Consider the following 17,631-nt stretch of genomic DNA (forward strand, 5'->3'; position numbering starts at 1 on the left):
CGCAGGATAGCCCATCAGCGCTTGTCTTTGCGCTTCTTCTCAGCCTTCTTATGGTGCGACATCAAACGCCGTTTCTTGTTGACCTGGCGGTCAGTCAGCGTGTTCTTGTTGCCTTCGTACGGGTTCTCGCCGCCCTTGTATTCGATGCGAATGGGCGTGCCCACCAGCTTCAACACACGGCGGTAGGTATTTTCCAAGAAGCGGGTATACGACTTGGGTACTTTATCTACCTGGTTACCATGGATCACGATCAGCGGCGGGTTCGCACCACCCAAGTGGGCATATCGCAACTTGATCCGGCGGCCATTGACCATGGGCGGCTGGTGATCGCCTACGGCGTCTTCCAGGATTTGCGTAAGGCGGCTGGTTGGCCAACGCGTGATGGCAGACTTGAACGCTGCCTGGACCGACCCATACAGGTTCCCGACGCCCGTGCCGTGCAAGGCAGAAATGAAGTGGATGTCTGCGAAGTCTACGAAGAACAACCGGCGTTGCAGCTCGGTTTTCACATACTCGCGCTCGCCCGGCTCCATACCGTCCCATTTGTTCAGGGCAATCACGATGGCACGCCCCGCTTCCAGCGCAAAGCCCAGCAGGTTCAGGTCGTGGTCCACCACGCCTTCGCGAGCGTCCATCACAAAGATCACCACGTTGGCGTCCTTGATGGCCTGAAGGGTTTTAACGACCGAGAACTTCTCCACCTCTTCATGGATCTTGCCGCGCTTGCGCACACCGGCCGTGTCGATGAAGGTGTACTTGTCCCCATCCCGCTCGAACGGGATGTAGATGCTGTCACGGGTAGTGCCGGGCTCATCGTAGGTGATAACCCTTTCTTCACCCAGCATACGGTTGACCAGCGTGGACTTGCCTACGTTGGGGCGGCCAATGATAGCGATCTTCACGCCATCCTTTTCGCTTGGGCCGGGTATACGAACCGGCTCCTCGCCCTCGGCCACGTTCTGGTTGAACTCGTCGTCCACTGGATCACGGGGGTACTCGCCCAGTGCGGTTTCCAGCAGCGCGTTCATGCCGCGGCCCTGGGAGGCGGCCACAGGAATCGCGTTACCCATGCCCAAAGGCGCGAATTCCGCCCGGGCCATTTCTGGGTCAATGTTGTCGACCTTGTTGGCCACCAGCAGCGAACGCTTGTTCCGCTTGCGCAGGTGTTCGGCAATCATCTGGTCAGCCGCGGTGAAACCGGCGCGGGCATCCACCATGAACATCACAAGGTCGGCTTCTTCAATGGCCAGCAAGGATTGCTCGGCCATTTTTTCATCCATGCCCGCTTCGTCGCCGGTGATACCACCGGTATCGATCACGATATAGGTACGGCCCTGCCATACCGCCTCGCTGTACTGGCGATCGCGGGTGAGGCCAGAGAGGTCGCCCACAATAGCGTCGCGGCTTTTGGTGAGGCGGTTGAACATGGTGGACTTGCCCACGTTAGGGCGGCCCACCAAGGCGATTACGGGAACCATGCGGCTCTCCACGTTGCAATTTCAGAAAGGCAAAGGCCGCTGCGGGGGCAGCGGCCATCAACGAATGCGGGATCACCCCGCGTGCTTGGGGCACTGTGCCCCAAGCATAGCAAGCATTACTTGAGGGTCAGCGCCTCCAGCTTGCCGCTGTTTGCATACACGTACAGCATGTCGCCTACCACCAGCGGACGAGCACGCAAGCCGTCGCCGTCTATTTTGGTACGGCCTACGAACCGGCCGTCTACCTGGCTGAGCAAGTGCAGGTAGCCTTCCATGTCGCCCACGGCCACATAGCTGGAGAACACTTCCGGCGCCGTTAGCTGGCGGCGTGCCAACTGGTCGTTGCTCCACAGGGCGGTAGTGGAACGTTCATCAACGCCCTCTACCGTACCCGAGGCCTCGGCCACATACACACTGCCAAAGCCTTGGGCCACGCCCGCGTAGCTGGACGCGTCACGCTGCCACAGCACTCGGCCGCTTTCCAGTTCCAGCCCGGCCATGCGGCCTTGGTAGGTAGACACATACAGCGTGCCGCCCGACAGCAGCAGGCCGCCATCGATATCCACTACCCGGTCCAGTTCCGAACGGCCCTGGGGGATCGCCACACGGGTTTCCCAAACAGGAGTGCCGTTTCGAACGTCCAGTGCGACTACCTTGCCGGTGGACAACCCTGCCACGGCTAGCTGATTGGTGACCAGCGGCGCGCTGGTGCCACGCAATGTGAGAACGGCCGGGGTGCTGTCATACACCCACAATTGGTTGCCATTGCTGGCATCCAGGCCTACCAGGCGGTCGTCCTGAGTCTGGATGACGACCACGTCACCGTTGGTAGCAGGCGGTGCCAGCACCTCGGCTTTTACATGGGCGCGCCAGCGCTCTTCACCGTTAGCTGCGTCTAGCGCCACGATGTCACCGCGCAGGGTTCCGAACATGACCATCCCACTGCCCACGCCCACGGCGCCGGAAATGGGCATTTCCATGTCCTTTTTCCACTGAACGTTGCCGTTCATGCGGTCCATGGCCTTAATGATGCCTTGGGTGTCAGCGGCATAGATCGTGTTGCTCTCTACTGCTGGCACCAGCATGTTGTAGGTCTTGCCTTGGCCGTCGCCAATGGACTCGCTCCACACTTTACTCAAGGTGACCTCTTCCTTGAAATCGGTCAGCTCTGCGGGAGGCAATTCCTTGTTGCTGTTGCTGCTGCAGCCTACCACCGTCACGGCCAGGGCCAGCAATACCGCCTGTTTCCATCGAATCACGTCACGCATCCCCTTTGGCCAGGTCATCCAGCTTGAGTTGGAGGTCGCCTACGGCGGCATCATCGGCCAGTGCAGCCTTGGCCTTGCGGTACGCCGCAGCGGCGTCATCGGCGCGGCCCAGTTTTACCAGCAGGTCGCCACGCAGCTCTTCCCGGCTGGCCACGAAGGCTTTGTCAGCCTCGCCATCGAGCAACTTGAGCGCGTCCTCGGCTTTGCCTTGGGCTGCCAGTACTTGCGACAGCCGCTCCCGAGCGATCTCGCCCAAGGCAGCATCGGCAGGCTTGTCGATCACAGCCTGCAACTGACCAGCCGCCGCGTCTGGGCGGCCGGCGTCTGCATTCACTTTGGCCTGGAACAGCTTGCCATACTGAGCGTAAGCGGTGCCGGCGTAGTTCTTGTCCAGTTCGCCTGCCAGGTAATCCACCTTAGCCTGCTCCGGCTTGCCACCTGGCACCAGGACGGTTTCAAGCAGCTGCTGGTAAAGGTTCGACGCCCCTTGAGCCTGGCTGCCTTGGTACCTCTGCCAACCCTGCCAGCCAAAGACCACGACCAGTGCGATCAGGCCACCGGTCACCAAGGGCTTGCCGTTGCGCTGCCACCAGTCCTTCAACTGGACGACCTGTTCATCATCGCTACCCGACACCCCAATACTCCTGTGTTTTATAAACGTCATGCCCAAGGGGGCAGTTGATCAGGCCTGCAAGGCGCTGGCGAGATGTCCGGCCAGCGCGCCCCAGGCAATATTCTGTTGTTCGCCCTGGCCGCGCAGGGGTTTGAACCCTATCACCTCTTGGGCCAGCTCGTCCTCCCCCAGCACCAAGGCATAGAGCGCGCCGCTTTTGTCAGCCTTCTTGAACTGGCTCTTGAAACTGCCACTACCCGCATTCACCTGTAGCCGCAGGCCTGGAACCTGATCGCGTAACTGTTCGGACAAGGTAAGCGCTGCCAGCTCAGCCGCCTCGCCAATGGCACAGAGGTACACGTCCACTTGGCGCGCCAGCGCATCGGGCACCTGCTCCAGGGTTTCCAGCAGCAGGATCAACCGCTCGATCCCCATGGCGAACCCTACGCCTGGCGTGGGCCTGCCGCCCATCTGCTCGACGAGGCCATCGTAACGGCCACCGGCACAGACGGTGCCTTGCGCACCAAGCTTGTCGGTTGTCCACTCAAATACGGTCTTGGAGTAGTAGTCCAGGCCACGTACCAATTTGGGATTGATCACATAAGGAATACCCGCCGCCTCCAGGCGTGCCTTCAGCCCGTCGAAGTGCACACGGGATTCGTCGTCCAGGTAGTCAGCCAGCTTGGGCGCATCAACCAGCAACGCTTGGGTCTGAGGCGCTTTGCTGTCAAGAATGCGCAGGGGGTTGCTCTTGAGGCGGCGCTGGCTGTCTTCGTCCAACTGCTCCAGGCGTTCGGACAGGAACGCGACCAACGCATCACGATAGCGTGCCCGCGCTTCGCTGGTGCCCAGGCTGTTGAGCTCCAGGGTCACGGCATCGCGGATGCCCAAGGCACCCCACAGGCGCCAGGTGAGCAGTATAAGCTCAGCGTCGATGTCCGGGCCGGTCAGGTTGAACACTTCTACGCCGATCTGGTGAAACTGGCGGTAACGCCCCTTCTGTGGGCGTTCATGGCGAAACATGGGGCCGATGTACCACAGCTTCTGTGGCTGGCCACTGCCTGTGATGCCGTGCTCGAGCACGGCGCGTACACAGGCGGCCGTACCTTCAGGGCGCAAGGTGAGGGAATCACCATTGCGGTCTTCGAAGGTATACATCTCCTTTTCGACGATGTCGGTCACTTCACCAATGGAGCGCTTGAACAACTCGGTGAATTCAACGATAGGCATGCGAATCTGGCGGTAGCCATAGCCATCGAGCAGGCCCGCCACGGTGCCTTCAAAGTAGCGCCACAGCGGCGTCTGCTCGGGCAGGATGTCATTCATGCCACGAATGGCTTGCAGAGACTTTGTCACGGTGTGTCCTTAACGAATTGATTAGCCGCGGGCGATCAGCGCCGCATCGGCCTCGGCTTTTTCCGCCGCCTTGTGGCGAATCAGCCGCTCCAGCTGCTCTACCAGGTTGTCGTTGGTCAGTTTCTGCGCAGGCTTGCCGTCGATGTAGACCAGGTTAGGTGTACCCCCCGTCAGCCCGATATGGGCTTCCTTGGCTTCGCCGGGCCCATTCACCACGCACCCGATAACCGCCACATCCATGGGAACCAGCAGGTCCTCCAGCCGCCCTTCGAGTTCGTTCATGGTTTTCACCACGTCGAAGTTCTGACGTGAACAGCTGGGGCATGCGATGAAATTTATACCGCGGGAACGCAGGCGCAGCGACTTGAGAATGTCGTAGCCGACCTTCACCTCTTCCACCGGGTCTGCTGCCAGGGAAATACGGATGGTGTCGCCGATGCCATCCATCAGCAGCATGCCCAGCCCTACCGAGGACTTCACCGTACCGGAACGCAGGCCGCCCGCTTCGGTGATACCCAAGTGGAGGGGCTGAACGATTTGCGTTGCCAGCTGGCGGTAGGCCGCTACGGCCATGAACACGTCAGAGGCTTTCACGCTCACTTTGAAGTCTTGGAAATCCAGCCGGTCCAAGTGCTCCACATGACGCAGGGCAGACTCTACCAAAGCCTCTGGCGTAGGTTCGCCGTATTTCTTCTGAAGGTCTTTTTCCAAAGAACCGGCGTTCACGCCAATACGGATGGGAATACCCCGGTCACGGGCAGCATCCACAACCGCGCGCACACGGTCTTCACGGCCAATGTTGCCAGGGTTGATCCGCAGGCAGTCCACGCCCAGCTCCGCCACCCGCAAGGCAATGCGGTAATCGAAGTGGATGTCTGCCACCAAAGGAACGTTCACAAGCTGCTTGATTTTCCCGAAGGCCTCGGCGGCGTCCATATCCGGCACGGACACGCGCACGATATCGGCGCCTGCTTCTTCCAACCGAGCGATCTGGGCGACAGTGGACAGCACGTCCAGGGTGTCCGTATTGGTCATGCTTTGCACCGCGATGGGTGCGTCGCCGCCTACCGGGACCGAGCCTACCCAGATCTTCCGGGACTCGCGACGTTTGATGGGTGATTCGCCGTGCATGGTGTTATTGCCCCAGTTTCAGGCGAGCGGTTTCGCCCGAGGTGAAGGGTGCCACATTGACGGCTGCGCCGTTGTAAGTGACCTGTGCGCCGCGGGCAAAGCCCAGGCGTACTTGAAAAGGTGGCTTGCCGTTAACATCCAGGCTGTCACCCTTGCGCTTGAGGCCGCTGCTCAGCACCTTGCCGGTGGCGTCTGTCACCTGGGTCCAGCAGTCAGCGACAAACTGGATCTGCACCTGGCCCTGGCCGGCAGCAGGCGCTGTAGGTTCAGAGGTTGCTGCAGCACTTGGCGCGGTACCCGGCACGGTAGCCGGCGTAGTAGCAGGTACAGTCGGCTGCGCAATGGCGGGTGCAGAAGCCGTGGCTGCTGGCGTGGATGAATGGGTGGTAGCCAGGGGCGGCGCTGTTGGGGTTGCAGCAGGCGCAGAGGCGGAACCCGCCGTTGAACCTGTACTCGACGCCACGGGGGCCTCCGAAGTGGAGGTGTCCGGCGCAGGTGCTACCTGGCTATCGCTTACCGCACGGTCTTCCGGCTCATCGATAGGGTGGATTTGCGTCGTGCCGTCTGCGCTCTCCACTTCAACGTGCTCCATGGCCGTACCGGCCTGGTCACGCCCGCGGGAAGCGTTTTGGTCCTGCCACCAGAGGAAGCCGCCGCCAATCACCAGCACCAGAAGCAACAGGCTCACGATACGCAGAATGTTATGAGACAGCCGCACCGGTTCCTCAATGCGCCCTAGCCCATGCACGGCGGCGCCTTGGGCATTTGTACCGGTGTAATGGTCAAAGGCTTGGACGAGGGGGGTCTGATCCATGCCCAGCAACTTGGCATAGGCGCGAATGTAGCCCCGCGAGAACGTATGCCCTGGCAGCCGTTCGAAAGCACCAGACTCCAGGTTGGTCAGAGAGGTAGTGGTGAGGTTCAACCGCGCGGCGACTTCCTGCAACGACCAGTTTCTGCTTTCACGGGCCTGTCGCAAGGTTTCGCCGGGATTGGTGCGAGCCGCTGCTGCTACTTCGGGATGCGCCGCTTTCATCTTTGCTCCGACAGGTATTGCTGATATTCCGGCGTACCGGGATAGAGTCTTTTCAATTGCAGACCATAACTGGCCGCCCGGTTCTTGTCGTCAAATAGCTTGGCCAGCCGCGTGCCTAATAACAAACTGCGCGCATTCTGCTCGCTCAGCTGGCTGAAGCGCTCATAGTAATCGCGTGCAGGCACATATTGCTGTGCTTCATAGGACAACTGAGCCATTTCGAGCAATGCGCGAGGTTGCTGGCGATTCAACCGCAAAGCCCTGTCCAGCAATTGCCGGGCTTCATCCTTGTTACCTAGCATCAGTGCCGTGATCCCCATGTTTTCGAACACTCTTGAGCGTTCAGGGTAGAGGGCATCGGCAGACGCTTGCTGGAATTTTTCGTAAGCGTCCTTGTAGCGTTTTTGCGCGTATAAAAAACCACCGTAGTTATTCAATATGCGCGCATCGCCAGGGCGTGAGGACAACGCCTTGCCAAACTGCTCCTCGGCAAGGGCCGTTTCACCCTCGGCCTGGAACACCAGGGCCAGGGCTGCGCTTGCATCGGCATTGCTGCTGTCCAGTTCAAGCGCCTTCTTGAGCGGAACCTTGGCGCGCTCGGTATCGCCCTGCTGCAGGTAGCCTAACCCCAACTGGATATAGGCATCGCGTGCCTGCTCCCGCCCCTGGCGGGTATCCATGGGGTTCACCTTGCCTGTGGTCACACAACCAGTGAGCACCAGCAACAGGAAAATCAGAGGTGCGCTGCGCAAGGTCATCGAGTTCCTCTCTAGGTTGCGCTCAGGGGCGGCTAACGTTGGCCGATAGCGCCTCGGCGCCAGCTTCCAGCTGACGCACTGCAATATAACGCTCGCTACGACGAGTACGGTCCATCACCTGCCCTACCAACTGGCCGCAGGCCGCATCGATATCTTCACCACGGGTGGTGCGCACCGTTACGTTGAAACCCGCATGGTGCAGGGCATCCTGGAAGCGCCGGATAGCGTTGTTGCTGGGACGTTCATAACCCGAGTGAGGGAACGGGTTGAACGGAATGAGGTTGACCTTGCAGGGCACATTGCGTAGCAGCTCGATCATCTGCTCGGCATGCTCGGGGCGATCATTCACGTCTTTGAGCAAGGTGTATTCGATCGTAAGCACCCGCTTCTCGCCCAGCGCGGACATGTACCGCTGACAGGATTCGAGCAGCATGGCGAGGGGGTACTTCTTGTTGATCGGCACCAGCTCGTTGCGCAAGGCATCATTCGGCGCATGCAACGACAAGGCCAGCGACACGTCGATGTGCTTGGCAAGCTCGTCGATCATAGGGACCACACCCGAGGTGGACAAGGTGACCCGGCGCTTGGAAATGCCATAGCCGAAGTCGTCCATCATCAGGTGCATGGCCGCGACCACGTTGTCGAAGTTCAGCAGCGGCTCGCCCATGCCCATCATCACCACGTTGGTGATGGCACGGTCCACGGTGGCCGGGATGCTGCCGAAGGACTTGCTCGCGATCCACACCTGGCCGATCACTTCGGCGGCGGTGAGGTTGCTGTTGAAACCTTGCTTGCCGGTAGAGCAGAAGCTGCAATCCAGTGCACAACCCGCCTGGGACGACACGCACAGGGTGCCGCGCTTGCCTTGGGGGATGTAGACGGTTTCTACACAACTGCCCGACGCCACACGCACTACCCACTTGCGCGTGCCATCGGTAGAAATATCTTCGCTGACCACTTCCGGGCCGCGAATTTCGGCACAGGCCTTGAGCTTGGCGCGCAGAACCTTGCCGAAATCGGTCATGGCGTCGAAGTCGTCGACGCCAAAGTGGTGAATCCATTTCATCGCCTGACCGGCGCGGAAGCGCTTTTCCCCGAGCGAATCGAAGAACTGTTCCATTTCCTGGCGGGTAAGGCCCAGCAGGTTGATTTTGTCGGCTGACGTTGTCATGAATTCACCCTTCACTCCTAAGCGATGCTTAGCGAGTGGTTACCTCGGTAGCAGCGAAGAAGTAAGCGATTTCGCGAGCAGCAGCGGCTTCGGAGTCCGAACCATGAACAGCGTTGGCGTCGATGGAGTCTGCGAAATCAGCGCGGATGGTACCGGCATCGGCTTTCTTCGGGTCGGTTGCGCCCATCAGCTCACGGTTCTTGGCAATGGCGTTTTCGCCTTCCAGTACCTGAACAACCACTGGGCCGGAGGTCATGAAGGCCACCAGGTCACCGAAGAAACCGCGCTCGCTGTGCTCAGCGTAGAAGCCTTCGGCCTCGGCCTTGGACAGTTGCTTGAGCTTGGACGCTACAACGCGCAGGCCGGCGTCTTCGAAGCGCGTGGTGATCTTGCCGATGACATTCTTGGCAACAGCATCGGGCTTGATGATAGAGAAAGTACGTTGAACAGCCATGTGACACTCCAGAAACAATGAGTTAAGCAAAAATAAAACCCGCGAATTATACGCGGGTTTGGAGGTATTTCCTAACCACGGAATATTTCAATCCGCTTCTTCGATCCAGTACGCCTGGATCGCTTCCAGTACCTTTTCACCACAGCGGCCAGGATCGTCGTCAAACTTCGGCAGGGCCATCACCCATTCACGCAAGCGTGGAAAGCTGAGGGTCCTGGGATCGACTTCTGGCCTGGCTTCGGCCAGCTGGATAGCGATCTCCTGCACATCCACCCATTTCAGACTCATAGGTACGCTCCTGCTCAGTGCGGCGCTTCAGCCGCATGGTTGAGAGAGTACTTCGGAATCTCAATGGTCAGGTCCTGGTCTGCCACAATCACCTGGCAGCCCAGGCGAGACTGCGCTTCCAGGCCCCAGGCCTTGTCGAGCATGTCCTCTTCCATCTCGTCTGCCTCGGCAAGCGAATTGAAACCCTTGCGTACGACGCAATGACAGGTGGTGCAGGCACATACGCCACCGCAGGCGCTTTCCATCTCGATATGGTGTTCGTGAGCCAGCTCAAGAATATTAGTGCCCGCAGGCACTTCTACCACCAGCCCATTGGGGCAAAATTTTTCATGCGGCAGGAATTCAACCCTGGGCATCGGTTACTCCTCGATCTCATTCAGGTTGCGCCCGGCCAGTGCGGCTTTGACCGTCGAATCAAGGCGACGGGCGGCAAAGGCATCGGTTACTTGCGACAGACGCCGTGTCTGCTGCTCGATGGCAGGGCCATCGGTGCCGTTCATCAAATCACGCAGCTCCTGCATCTGGTAGTCGATGGCTACACGCTCGTCGGCGTCCAGCAACCGATCACCGTCGGCGTCCAAAGCGCCCTGGACGGCTTCAAGCAAACGCTCGGCATCGACTTGGTGCTCGCGCAACTGGCGAGCCTGCTTGTCGTCGCCTGCGTACTGGAACGAATCCTTGAGCATGCGGGCAACTTCATCGTCCGTAAGCCCATACGAAGGCTTGACCTGAATGCTGGACTCTACGCCAGAGGCCAGCTCGCGGGCAGACACATCAAGCAGACCGTCTGCGTCTACCTGGAAGGTCACGCGAATTTTTGCAGCCCCAGCCACCATTGGTGGAATGCCACGCAGCTCGAACCGCGCTAGAGATCGACAATCGCTCACCAACTCACGTTCGCCCTGGAGCACATGGATCACCATGGCTGACTGGCCATCCTTGTAGGTGGTGAATTCCTGTGCACGGGCTACAGGAATGGTGGTGTTGCGCGGGATCACCTTCTCCATCAACCCGCCCATGGTCTCCAGGCCCAACGACAGTGGGATCACGTCCAGCAGCAGCAAGGCTTCGCCGTCGCGCTGGTTACCTGCCAGGGTATCGGCCTGAATGGCTGCACCAATGGCAACCACCTGATCCGGGTCGATGGTGGTCAGTGGCTCGCGCCCAAACAACTGGCCCACGGCCTGGCGTACGCGAGGTACCCGAGTAGAGCCGCCCACCATGACCACGGCGCCGATTTCTTCAAGCTCTACGCCCGAATCGCGCACGGCGCGGCGACAGGCTTTGAGGCTGCGCGCCAGCAGGGGCTCGATCAGGGCTTCGAAACCCACTCGCGTCAGCTCACCGGACCAGCCGCCGTAGGCCAGCGTCACCACGTCCGAAGCACTAAGGGCTTCTTTTGCCGCACACGCTGCCTGTAACAGTTCGCGTTGTGCTGCAGGCGCCAGATCGACTGATAACCCAGCACTTTCCAGCACCCAGGTCGCGATGGCGTGATCGAAATCATCGCCGCCCAAGGCGCTATCTCCGCCGGTGGCCAACACCTCGAACACTCCACGAGACAACCGGAGAATGGAGATATCGAACGTGCCCCCGCCCAGGTCATAAATGGCAATCAGGCCTTCAGCCTGTTGGTCCAGGCCGTAGGCCACAGCAGCAGCCGTGGGCTCATTCAGCAGGCGCAGTACATTAAGGCCAGCCAAGCGAGCAGCATCCTTGGTGGCTTGGCGCTGTGCATCGTCGAAGTAGGCCGGCACGGTGATCACTGCACCCACCAGGTCCCCGCCCAAGCTGGCTTCGGCCCGTATACGGAGGGTGCGCAGAATCTCGGCAGACACTTCCACCGGGCTTTTCGGCCCTTGTACCGTTTCAATGAACGGCATGTGGGACTCGCCCTGGCTGAAGCGATACGGCAGTTGCTCACCCAACTGATGAACATCGGCGATGCCACGGCCCATCAGGCGCTTCACGGAAACGATGGTATTGAACGGATCGGTAGCAGCGGCCTGCCGTGCAGTTGCACCTACCTCGACGCGCTCAGCGTGATAGCGCACGGCGGAAGGCAGAATGACGTTACCCTGCGCATCAGGCAGGGTTTCGGACAGGCCGCTGCGCAAGGCGGCAACCAATGAGTTGGTAGTTCCCAGGTCTATCCCCACCGCCAGCCTGCGCTGGTGCGGCTGAGGGCTGAGGCCGGGTTCGGCGATCTGCAATAAAGCCATGCTTGTCTTTTTTCAGGCGTGCGACCGTAGCGGCACAGGTTAATCGTCGAGGCGTTCTTCGAGCTGGCGCACTTCCTGGGCAAGCTTGTCCAGAAACTGCATACGGCGCATCAAGCGCTCGGCCTGCTCGCGCTGTTCAGGCTGGTCCCAGCAAGCGGCGAAGTCGCTGTCCAATGTGGCTTGCGCAGCTTTGAGGCGCTGCTTGAAGCGAGCAACACCTTCCAGGTCAGCAGCGTCCTGCAGGTCTTCCAACTCTTCGCGCCATTGCATCTGCTGCAAGAGAAAGTCCGGATCATGCACGGTCACTTCCTGCGGCACCTCTTGCCCGCTGACCGCCAGCAAGTAACGAGCACGGCGGGGAGCGTTCTTGAGGGTCTGGTAAGCCTCGTTCAACGCCGCCGACTTTTCCAGCGCCTGGCGCTGTTCAGCGGCAGGGGCATCGGCGAAGCGGTCCGGGTGGACACCCCTGGCCAACGCCCGATAGCGAACAGCCAGTTGATCCAGGTCCAGGCTGAAGGCCGGCTTGAGGTCGAACAGTGCAAAGTGACAGAGCGTACCCACAAGCGACCTCAGATGTTGAAGCTTTCGCCGCAGCCACACTCGCCACGTACGTTAGGGTTGTTGAACTTGAAGCCTTCATTCAACCCTTCGCGAACGAAGTCCAGTTCGGTGCCGTCCAGGTATACCAGGCTCTTGGGATCAATGATCACCTTTACGCCGTGGCTTTCGAACACTTCATCCTCGGAGGCCGTTTCGTCAACGAACTCCAGAACGTAAGCCAACCCCGAGCAGCCGGTGGTACGAACGCCCAGGCGGATGCCCTCACCCTTCCCGCGCCCGTCGAGGGAGCGGCGAACGTGGTTGGCGGCGGCTTCTGTCATGCTGATGGCCATTGGAACTCCTGGTATGCAAACGCGTTTCGAGCGAGTTAAAGCAGGCCTTTCTTCTGCTTGTAATCCCGGACGGCCGCCTTGATAGCGTCCTCGGCCAGCACTGAGCAGTGGATTTTCACCGGCGGCAAGGCCAGCTCTTCAGCCAACTGGGTGTTCTTGATGGTCTCGGCTTCATCCAAGGTCTTGCCCTTCATCCACTCGGTAGCGAGGGAGCTGGAGGCGATGGCGGAACCGCAGCCGTAGGTCTTGAACTTGGCGTCTTCGATAACACCCTGCTCGTTGACCTTGATCTGCAAACGCATCACGTCACCGCAGGCTGGGGCGCCGACCATGCCGGTGCCCACATCCGGGTCTTCGGCATTCATTTTGCCAACGTTGCGTGGGTTTTCGTAGTGGTCGATAACCTTTTCGCTGTAAGCCATGTCAGGTACTCCTCATCAATTCATCAAAGGCCGCTCTGGTGGCGGCCTTGCTAATCAGTGCGCGGCCCACTCGATTTTCGAGATGTCGACACCGTCTTTGTACATGTCCCACAGCGGCGACAGAGAACGTAGCTTCGTGACGGCATCACAGACCTTGGCGGCTGCGTAATCGACGTCCTCTTCAGTAGTGAAGCGGCCGAATGTGAAGCGAATGGAGCTGTGTGCCAGCTCGTCATTACGGCCCAGTGCCCGCAGCACGTAGGACGGTTCCAACGAGGCGGATGTGCACGCCGAGCCAGACGAGACAGCCAGGTCCTTGAGCGCCATGATCAGCGACTCGCCTTCCACATAGTTAAAGCTCAGGTTCAGGTTGTGCGGCACACGGGCATACTGGCTGCCATTGATGTACAGCTCTTCGAGGTGTTCGACCTGCTTGAAGAAGCGATCGCTCAATGCTTTTACATGCTCGCGATCCTTCACCATATCCACCTTGGCAAGGCGGAACGCTTCGCCCATGCCCACGATCTGGTGAGTGGCCAGGGTGCCGGAACGCATGCCGCGCTCATGGCCACCGCCGTGCATTTGCGCTTCCAGGCGTACCCGAGGCTTACGGCTGACGTACAGCGCGCCGATACCCTTGGGGCCGTAGGTTTTGTGGGCCGAGAACGACATCAGGTCCACTTTCAGCGCTTGCAGGTCAATTTCCACCTTGCCGGTGGATTGAGCTGCGTCCACATGGAACAGCACGCCGCGCGACCGGGTGACTTCGCCGATGGCGGCGATATCGTTGACTGTGCCAATTTCGTTGTTCACGTGCATCACCGACACCAGGATGGTGTCATCGCGCAGCGCGCCTTCAACCATGGCAGCTGTGATCAGGCCATCATCGCCGGGCTCCAGGTACGTGACCTCAAAGCCTTCGCGCTCGAGCTGGCGGGTAGTGTCCAACACCGCTTTGTGCTCGATCTTGGTGGTGATCAAGTGCTTACCCTTGCTGGCGTAGAAATGAGCAGCACCTTTAATGGCCAGGTTATCGGATTCGGTTGCGCCAGAGGTCCACACGATTTCGCGCGGGTCGGCGTTGACCAGGTCCGCCACTTGGCGACGGGCATTTTCCACCGCCTCTTCAGCCTTCCAGCCGAACACATGGGAGCGCGACGCCGGGTTACCGAAGTTCGTCTCCATAGTGAGGCAGTCGATCATCTTCTCGGCAACGCGAGGGTCGACAGGGGTGGTTGCAGAATAATCCAGGTAAATCGGCAATTTCATCGGGAATCTCCTAATCAGGCGCGCTCCGCTCTACGGCGGTCAGTCGACGGCAGAGGTTTCTATCTTTTCGAGGACGGGCTTGTCCGGCATCGCAGCCTGGGTGCCACAGCGGCGCTGATCTTGTCGCAGCGCCACTTCCTGGACCTCACGGCGAGTCACCAGGTCAGCAAGGCTGATGCCGCTGAGAAATTCATGGATCTGCTGGCTAAGGTCACACCACAAGTGGTGGGTAAGGCAGGTATCACCGGCATGGCAATCGCCCAGCCCCTGGCAGCGAGTAGCATCGACGGATTCATTGACCGCATCGATGACCTGCGCGACCTGAATGCCCTGCATGTCCCGGGACAACTGATAACCCCCGCCTGGCCCGCGAACGCTGGACACCAGGTTGCCACGGCGAAGCTTGGCAAACAGCTGCTCGAGGTACGAGAGAGAAATACCTTGGCGTTCGGAAATATCGGCCAGGGACACCGGCCCCCGCTGCGCATGTAACGCCAGATCCAGCATGGCGGTCACGGCGTATCGGCCTTTGGTTGTCAGTCGCACAGTTGGGTTACCACGGTTTGCGAATAGGGACGCGATGGGGCAAGTATGCGATTCCCGAGTATTTAAGTCAACTATAAGACCTAGTAAATTACTCGGGATTAGCGGGAAAGCGGCGACGGATAATAGCATAACAATGCACTGCAAGGCCGCTTGGGTTGCTTGCCCAGACCTCCGTGGTAACAGGTAAGCCGCTTCGCCCCTTGGCAGGGGCTCCTACAGAGGGTATCAGGGCTTGGATGCTTCCTTTACGGGGGCGAAGTCTGCTTCGTTCAGCTGAGGCAGGTCTTTGGCACAGTAGTCACTGCCCAGTTGGGTGAGCGCGCCGCACATGCCTTCAAGCCGACCGTCCACGGCATGCAGGTGGTCCAACAATTGGCCAATGGCACGGGCAACCGGGTCGGGCATATCTTCGGTAACGCCGTACGCATCGAAGCCGATTTTTTCGGCCATGGCCTTGCGGCGGCTTTCCTGGCTTTCATCCCGCTTCACGATAATACGGGCAGGAATACCTACCGCTGTCGCCCCAGCGGGCACGGCCTTGGTGACCACCGCGTTGGAACCGATCTTGGCACCTGCCCCCACTGTGAAGGGCCCCAGCACCTTGGCACCGCCGCCCACTACCACACCATCCTCCAGTGTGGGATGGCGCTTGCCAGCGTTCCAGGTAGTACCGCCCAGGGTTACACCCTGATACAGGGTCACGTCATTGCCGATTTCAGCGGTTTCTCCAATCACGATACCCATGCCGTGGTCTATGAAAAAACGACGACCAATGCGCGCACCTGGGTGAATCTCCACCCCCGTGAGCCACCGGCTGAAGTTGGATGTGCAGCGTGCGAGCCACTTCCAGTCCGAGCGCCAGAGGCGATGAGCCACACGGTGCAGCCATATGGCATGCAGCCCGGGGTAGCAGGTCAGCACCTCAAGGGTGTTACGAGCCGCCGGGTCCCGGTGGAAAACGCTTTGGATGTCTTCTCGCATGCGCGCAAACATGGTCAGTCCTTTCGCTTGTAGGGCTCGCCTCGCGCAGCCTTGCGGGTTTCGGTGAGAATGCCGCGCAGGATGCTGACTTCAGTGCGCTCCATGCGGCATCGGCTGTATAGCCGGCGAAGGCGCGCCATCAGATGGCGGGGTTTTTCCGGGTCCAGGAAACCGATCTCCACCAGAGCAGCCTCCATATGCCCATAAAAGCCTTCCAGCTCCTCTGCGGTGGCCAGTTCGGCCACAGGCTCGGCTGCCACGGCGGGCACTGAAGTTGGCAGGGCCAGGAAGGCCAGGCGTACTTCATAGGCCAGCACCTGCACAGCAGCCGCCAAGTTGAGCGAGCTGAATTCCGGTGCGGACGGAATATGCACATGGAAGTGGCAGCGTTGCAGCTCATCGTTGGTAAGGCCGGCATGTTCGCGCCCGAACACCAGCGCCACTTCGCCACCCGCCTGGGCGTCCTCAACCGCTTTGCTGGCGCAGGCACGTGGGTCCAGCAAGGGCCAGGGCAGGCTACGGTCACGGGCACTGGTCCCCATCACCAGGCTGCACCCTACCAGCGCCTCTTCCAAGGTAGGCACCACGCGTGCATTGGCCAGGATATCGTCGGCGCCCGACGCGCGTGCGCTGGCTTCGGCCGAGGGGAACACAGCGGGGTCTACCAGTACCAGCTGTGAAAGCCCCATGTTTTTCATGGCGCGGGCAGCCCCACCGATATTGCCAGGGTGGCTGGTATTGACCAAAACGATGCGAATCCTGCTTAGCATCCTGGGCGTTCCCGTATAAGAAAAAGGGGGCGAATTCTACAGAAGCGACGAAAGCAACGCTATGAAGGCTCAAGGCCCACTTCTGAATGCCAGCTTTTCTGTTAGAATGCGCGGCTCTTTTTAATGACCAGGTGAAAGAACATCCATGCAGCCCATGCTGAATATCGCGCTGCGCGCCGCCCGCAGCGCCAGTGAACTGATCTTCCGCTCCATCGAGCGGCTGGATAGCATCAAGGTCGATGAAAAGGACGCAAAGGACTACGTCAGCGAAGTGGACCGCGCGGCCGAGCAGGCGATCATTACTGCACTGCGCAAGGCCTTCCCTACCCACGGCATCCTGGGCGAGGAAAGCGGCCTGCATGCGGGCAGCGGTGAAGGCGAAGACTACCTCTGGATTATCGACCCGCTCGACGGCACCACCAACTTCGTGCGTGGCGTTCCGCACTTTGCTGTCAGCATTGCCTGCAAATACCGCGGTCGCCTTGAGCACGCCGTGGTGCTTGATCCTGTCCGCCAGGAAGAATTCACTGCCAGCCGTGGCCGTGGCGCTGCCGTAAACGGCCGCCGCATCCGCGTCAGTACGCGTCGCAGCCTGGAAGGCGCCCTGCTGGGTACCGGCTTCCCATTCCGCGACAACCAGATGGACCACCTGGACAACTACCTGGGCATGTTCCGCAGCCTGGTAGGCCAGACCGCCGGCATCCGCCGTGCCGGTGCTGCGAGCCTGGACCTGGCCTACGTGGCCGCCGGCCGCTTCGACGCCTTCTGGGAATCGGGCCTGTCCGAGTGGGACATGGCGGCAGGCGCGCTGCTCATCCAGGAAGCGGGTGGCTTGGTTAGCGATTTCACAGGCGGCCACGAATTCCTTGAAAAAGGCCATATCGTTGCCGGCAACACCAAGTGCTTCAAAGCGGTGCTGACCGCCATCCAGCCGCATCTGCCTGCGTCCATCAAGCGCTGATCGCAAGCGGCTGA

The 17,631-nt window shown here is 60.1% G+C and carries 20 protein-coding genes; 1 reads left to right on the top strand and 19 read right to left on the bottom strand.

The annotated features are described in order from the left end of the window. Positions 1-14: 14 nt before the first annotated feature. The 19 genes from der to trmJ all read right to left on the bottom strand — a co-directional run bounded on the left by der (position 15) and on the right by trmJ (position 16,656). Positions 15-1,478, bottom strand: coding sequence for a ribosome biogenesis GTPase Der (gene der, locus ACSAMW_RS09890; protein ID WP_500593773.1), 1,464 nt, complete (start codon positions 1,476-1,478; stop codon positions 15-17). Positions 1,479-1,594: 116 nt separating this feature from the next. Further along, positions 1,595-2,746, bottom strand: coding sequence for an outer membrane protein assembly factor BamB (gene bamB, locus ACSAMW_RS09895; protein WP_500593774.1), 1,152 nt, complete (start codon positions 2,744-2,746; stop codon positions 1,595-1,597). Further along, positions 2,739-3,380, bottom strand: a complete 642-nt coding sequence (locus ACSAMW_RS09900) for a YfgM family protein (RefSeq protein WP_500593775.1) — start codon at positions 3,378-3,380, stop codon at positions 2,739-2,741. Before ACSAMW_RS09900 ends, bamB begins: the two co-directional genes overlap by 8 nt. Before the next feature lie 48 nt (positions 3,381-3,428). Further along, positions 3,429-4,715 carry a histidine--tRNA ligase gene (gene hisS, locus ACSAMW_RS09905; RefSeq protein ID WP_500593776.1) on the bottom strand — a complete coding sequence of 429 codons (1,287 nt, stop codon included), beginning with the start codon at positions 4,713-4,715 and terminating at the stop codon, positions 3,429-3,431. Positions 4,716-4,736: 21 nt separating this feature from the next. Next, complete coding sequence (ispG, locus tag ACSAMW_RS09910; protein WP_500593777.1) at positions 4,737-5,846, bottom strand: flavodoxin-dependent (E)-4-hydroxy-3-methylbut-2-enyl-diphosphate synthase; 1,110 nt, start codon at positions 5,844-5,846, stop codon at positions 4,737-4,739. 4 nt (positions 5,847-5,850) lie between these two features. Continuing rightward, positions 5,851-6,882 (bottom strand): RodZ domain-containing protein, encoded by a 1,032-nt coding sequence (locus ACSAMW_RS09915; protein WP_500593778.1) that lies wholly within the window; start codon positions 6,880-6,882, stop codon positions 5,851-5,853. Continuing rightward, a complete protein-coding gene (gene pilW, locus ACSAMW_RS09920; RefSeq protein WP_168084448.1) occupies positions 6,879-7,640 on the bottom strand; it encodes a type IV pilus biogenesis/stability protein PilW in 762 nt (253 codons plus the stop codon). The genes ACSAMW_RS09915 and pilW overlap by 4 nt, the downstream gene beginning before the upstream one ends. Before the next feature lie 22 nt (positions 7,641-7,662). Continuing rightward, entirely contained in the window at positions 7,663-8,811 is a 1,149-nt protein-coding gene (gene rlmN, locus ACSAMW_RS09925) for a dual-specificity RNA methyltransferase RlmN (RefSeq protein ID WP_500593779.1), read from the bottom strand. Positions 8,812-8,839: 28 nt separating this feature from the next. Then, a complete protein-coding gene (gene ndk / locus ACSAMW_RS09930; RefSeq protein WP_263260635.1) occupies positions 8,840-9,265 on the bottom strand; it encodes a nucleoside-diphosphate kinase in 426 nt (141 codons plus the stop codon). 87 nt (positions 9,266-9,352) lie between these two features. Further along, the gene (gene iscX / locus ACSAMW_RS09935; protein WP_500593780.1) at positions 9,353-9,553 is read right to left on the bottom strand and encodes a Fe-S cluster assembly protein IscX; all 201 of its coding nucleotides are present in this window, start codon (positions 9,551-9,553) and stop codon (positions 9,353-9,355) included. Between the two features lie 14 nt (positions 9,554-9,567). Further along, on the bottom strand, positions 9,568-9,909 hold the full coding sequence (gene fdx, locus ACSAMW_RS09940) for an ISC system 2Fe-2S type ferredoxin (protein WP_500593781.1): 342 nt from the start codon (positions 9,907-9,909) through the stop codon (positions 9,568-9,570). Positions 9,910-9,912: 3 nt separating this feature from the next. After that, positions 9,913-11,775 carry a Fe-S protein assembly chaperone HscA gene (gene hscA / locus ACSAMW_RS09945; protein WP_500593782.1) on the bottom strand — a complete coding sequence of 621 codons (1,863 nt, stop codon included), beginning with the start codon at positions 11,773-11,775 and terminating at the stop codon, positions 9,913-9,915. 39 nt (positions 11,776-11,814) lie between these two features. Continuing rightward, positions 11,815-12,336, bottom strand: coding sequence for a co-chaperone HscB (hscB, locus tag ACSAMW_RS09950; RefSeq protein ID WP_500593783.1), 522 nt, complete (start codon positions 12,334-12,336; stop codon positions 11,815-11,817). A gap of 8 nt (positions 12,337-12,344) precedes the next feature. Further along, positions 12,345-12,668 carry an iron-sulfur cluster assembly protein IscA gene (iscA, locus tag ACSAMW_RS09955; protein WP_168084455.1) on the bottom strand — a complete coding sequence of 108 codons (324 nt, stop codon included), beginning with the start codon at positions 12,666-12,668 and terminating at the stop codon, positions 12,345-12,347. 35 nt (positions 12,669-12,703) lie between these two features. Next, positions 12,704-13,090: a Fe-S cluster assembly scaffold IscU gene (gene iscU / locus ACSAMW_RS09960; protein WP_002552476.1), complete on the bottom strand. Its 387-nt coding sequence runs from the start codon at positions 13,088-13,090 to the stop codon at positions 12,704-12,706. Positions 13,091-13,144: 54 nt separating this feature from the next. After that, entirely contained in the window at positions 13,145-14,359 is a 1,215-nt protein-coding gene (locus tag ACSAMW_RS09965; RefSeq protein ID WP_500593784.1) for an IscS subfamily cysteine desulfurase, read from the bottom strand. Positions 14,360-14,398: 39 nt separating this feature from the next. Next, on the bottom strand, positions 14,399-14,905 hold the full coding sequence (iscR, locus tag ACSAMW_RS09970; RefSeq protein ID WP_168084457.1) for a Fe-S cluster assembly transcriptional regulator IscR: 507 nt from the start codon (positions 14,903-14,905) through the stop codon (positions 14,399-14,401). A 225-nt stretch (positions 14,906-15,130) separates the two neighbouring features. Then, a complete protein-coding gene (gene cysE, locus ACSAMW_RS09975) occupies positions 15,131-15,898 on the bottom strand; it encodes a serine O-acetyltransferase (RefSeq protein ID WP_500593785.1) in 768 nt (255 codons plus the stop codon). A 2-nt stretch (positions 15,899-15,900) separates the two neighbouring features. Continuing rightward, positions 15,901-16,656 (bottom strand): tRNA (cytosine(32)/uridine(32)-2'-O)-methyltransferase TrmJ, encoded by a 756-nt coding sequence (gene trmJ / locus ACSAMW_RS09980; RefSeq protein ID WP_500593786.1) that lies wholly within the window; start codon positions 16,654-16,656, stop codon positions 15,901-15,903. A gap of 145 nt (positions 16,657-16,801) precedes the next feature. Here trmJ and suhB point away from each other — a divergent pair, with 145 nt between their 5' ends. Next, a complete protein-coding gene (gene suhB / locus ACSAMW_RS09985; RefSeq protein WP_168084460.1) occupies positions 16,802-17,617 on the top strand; it encodes a type III secretion system regulator SuhB in 816 nt (271 codons plus the stop codon). The last annotated feature ends 14 nt before the right edge of the window (positions 17,618-17,631 follow it).

The organism is Pseudomonas sp. AB39(2026), assembly GCF_059831485.1.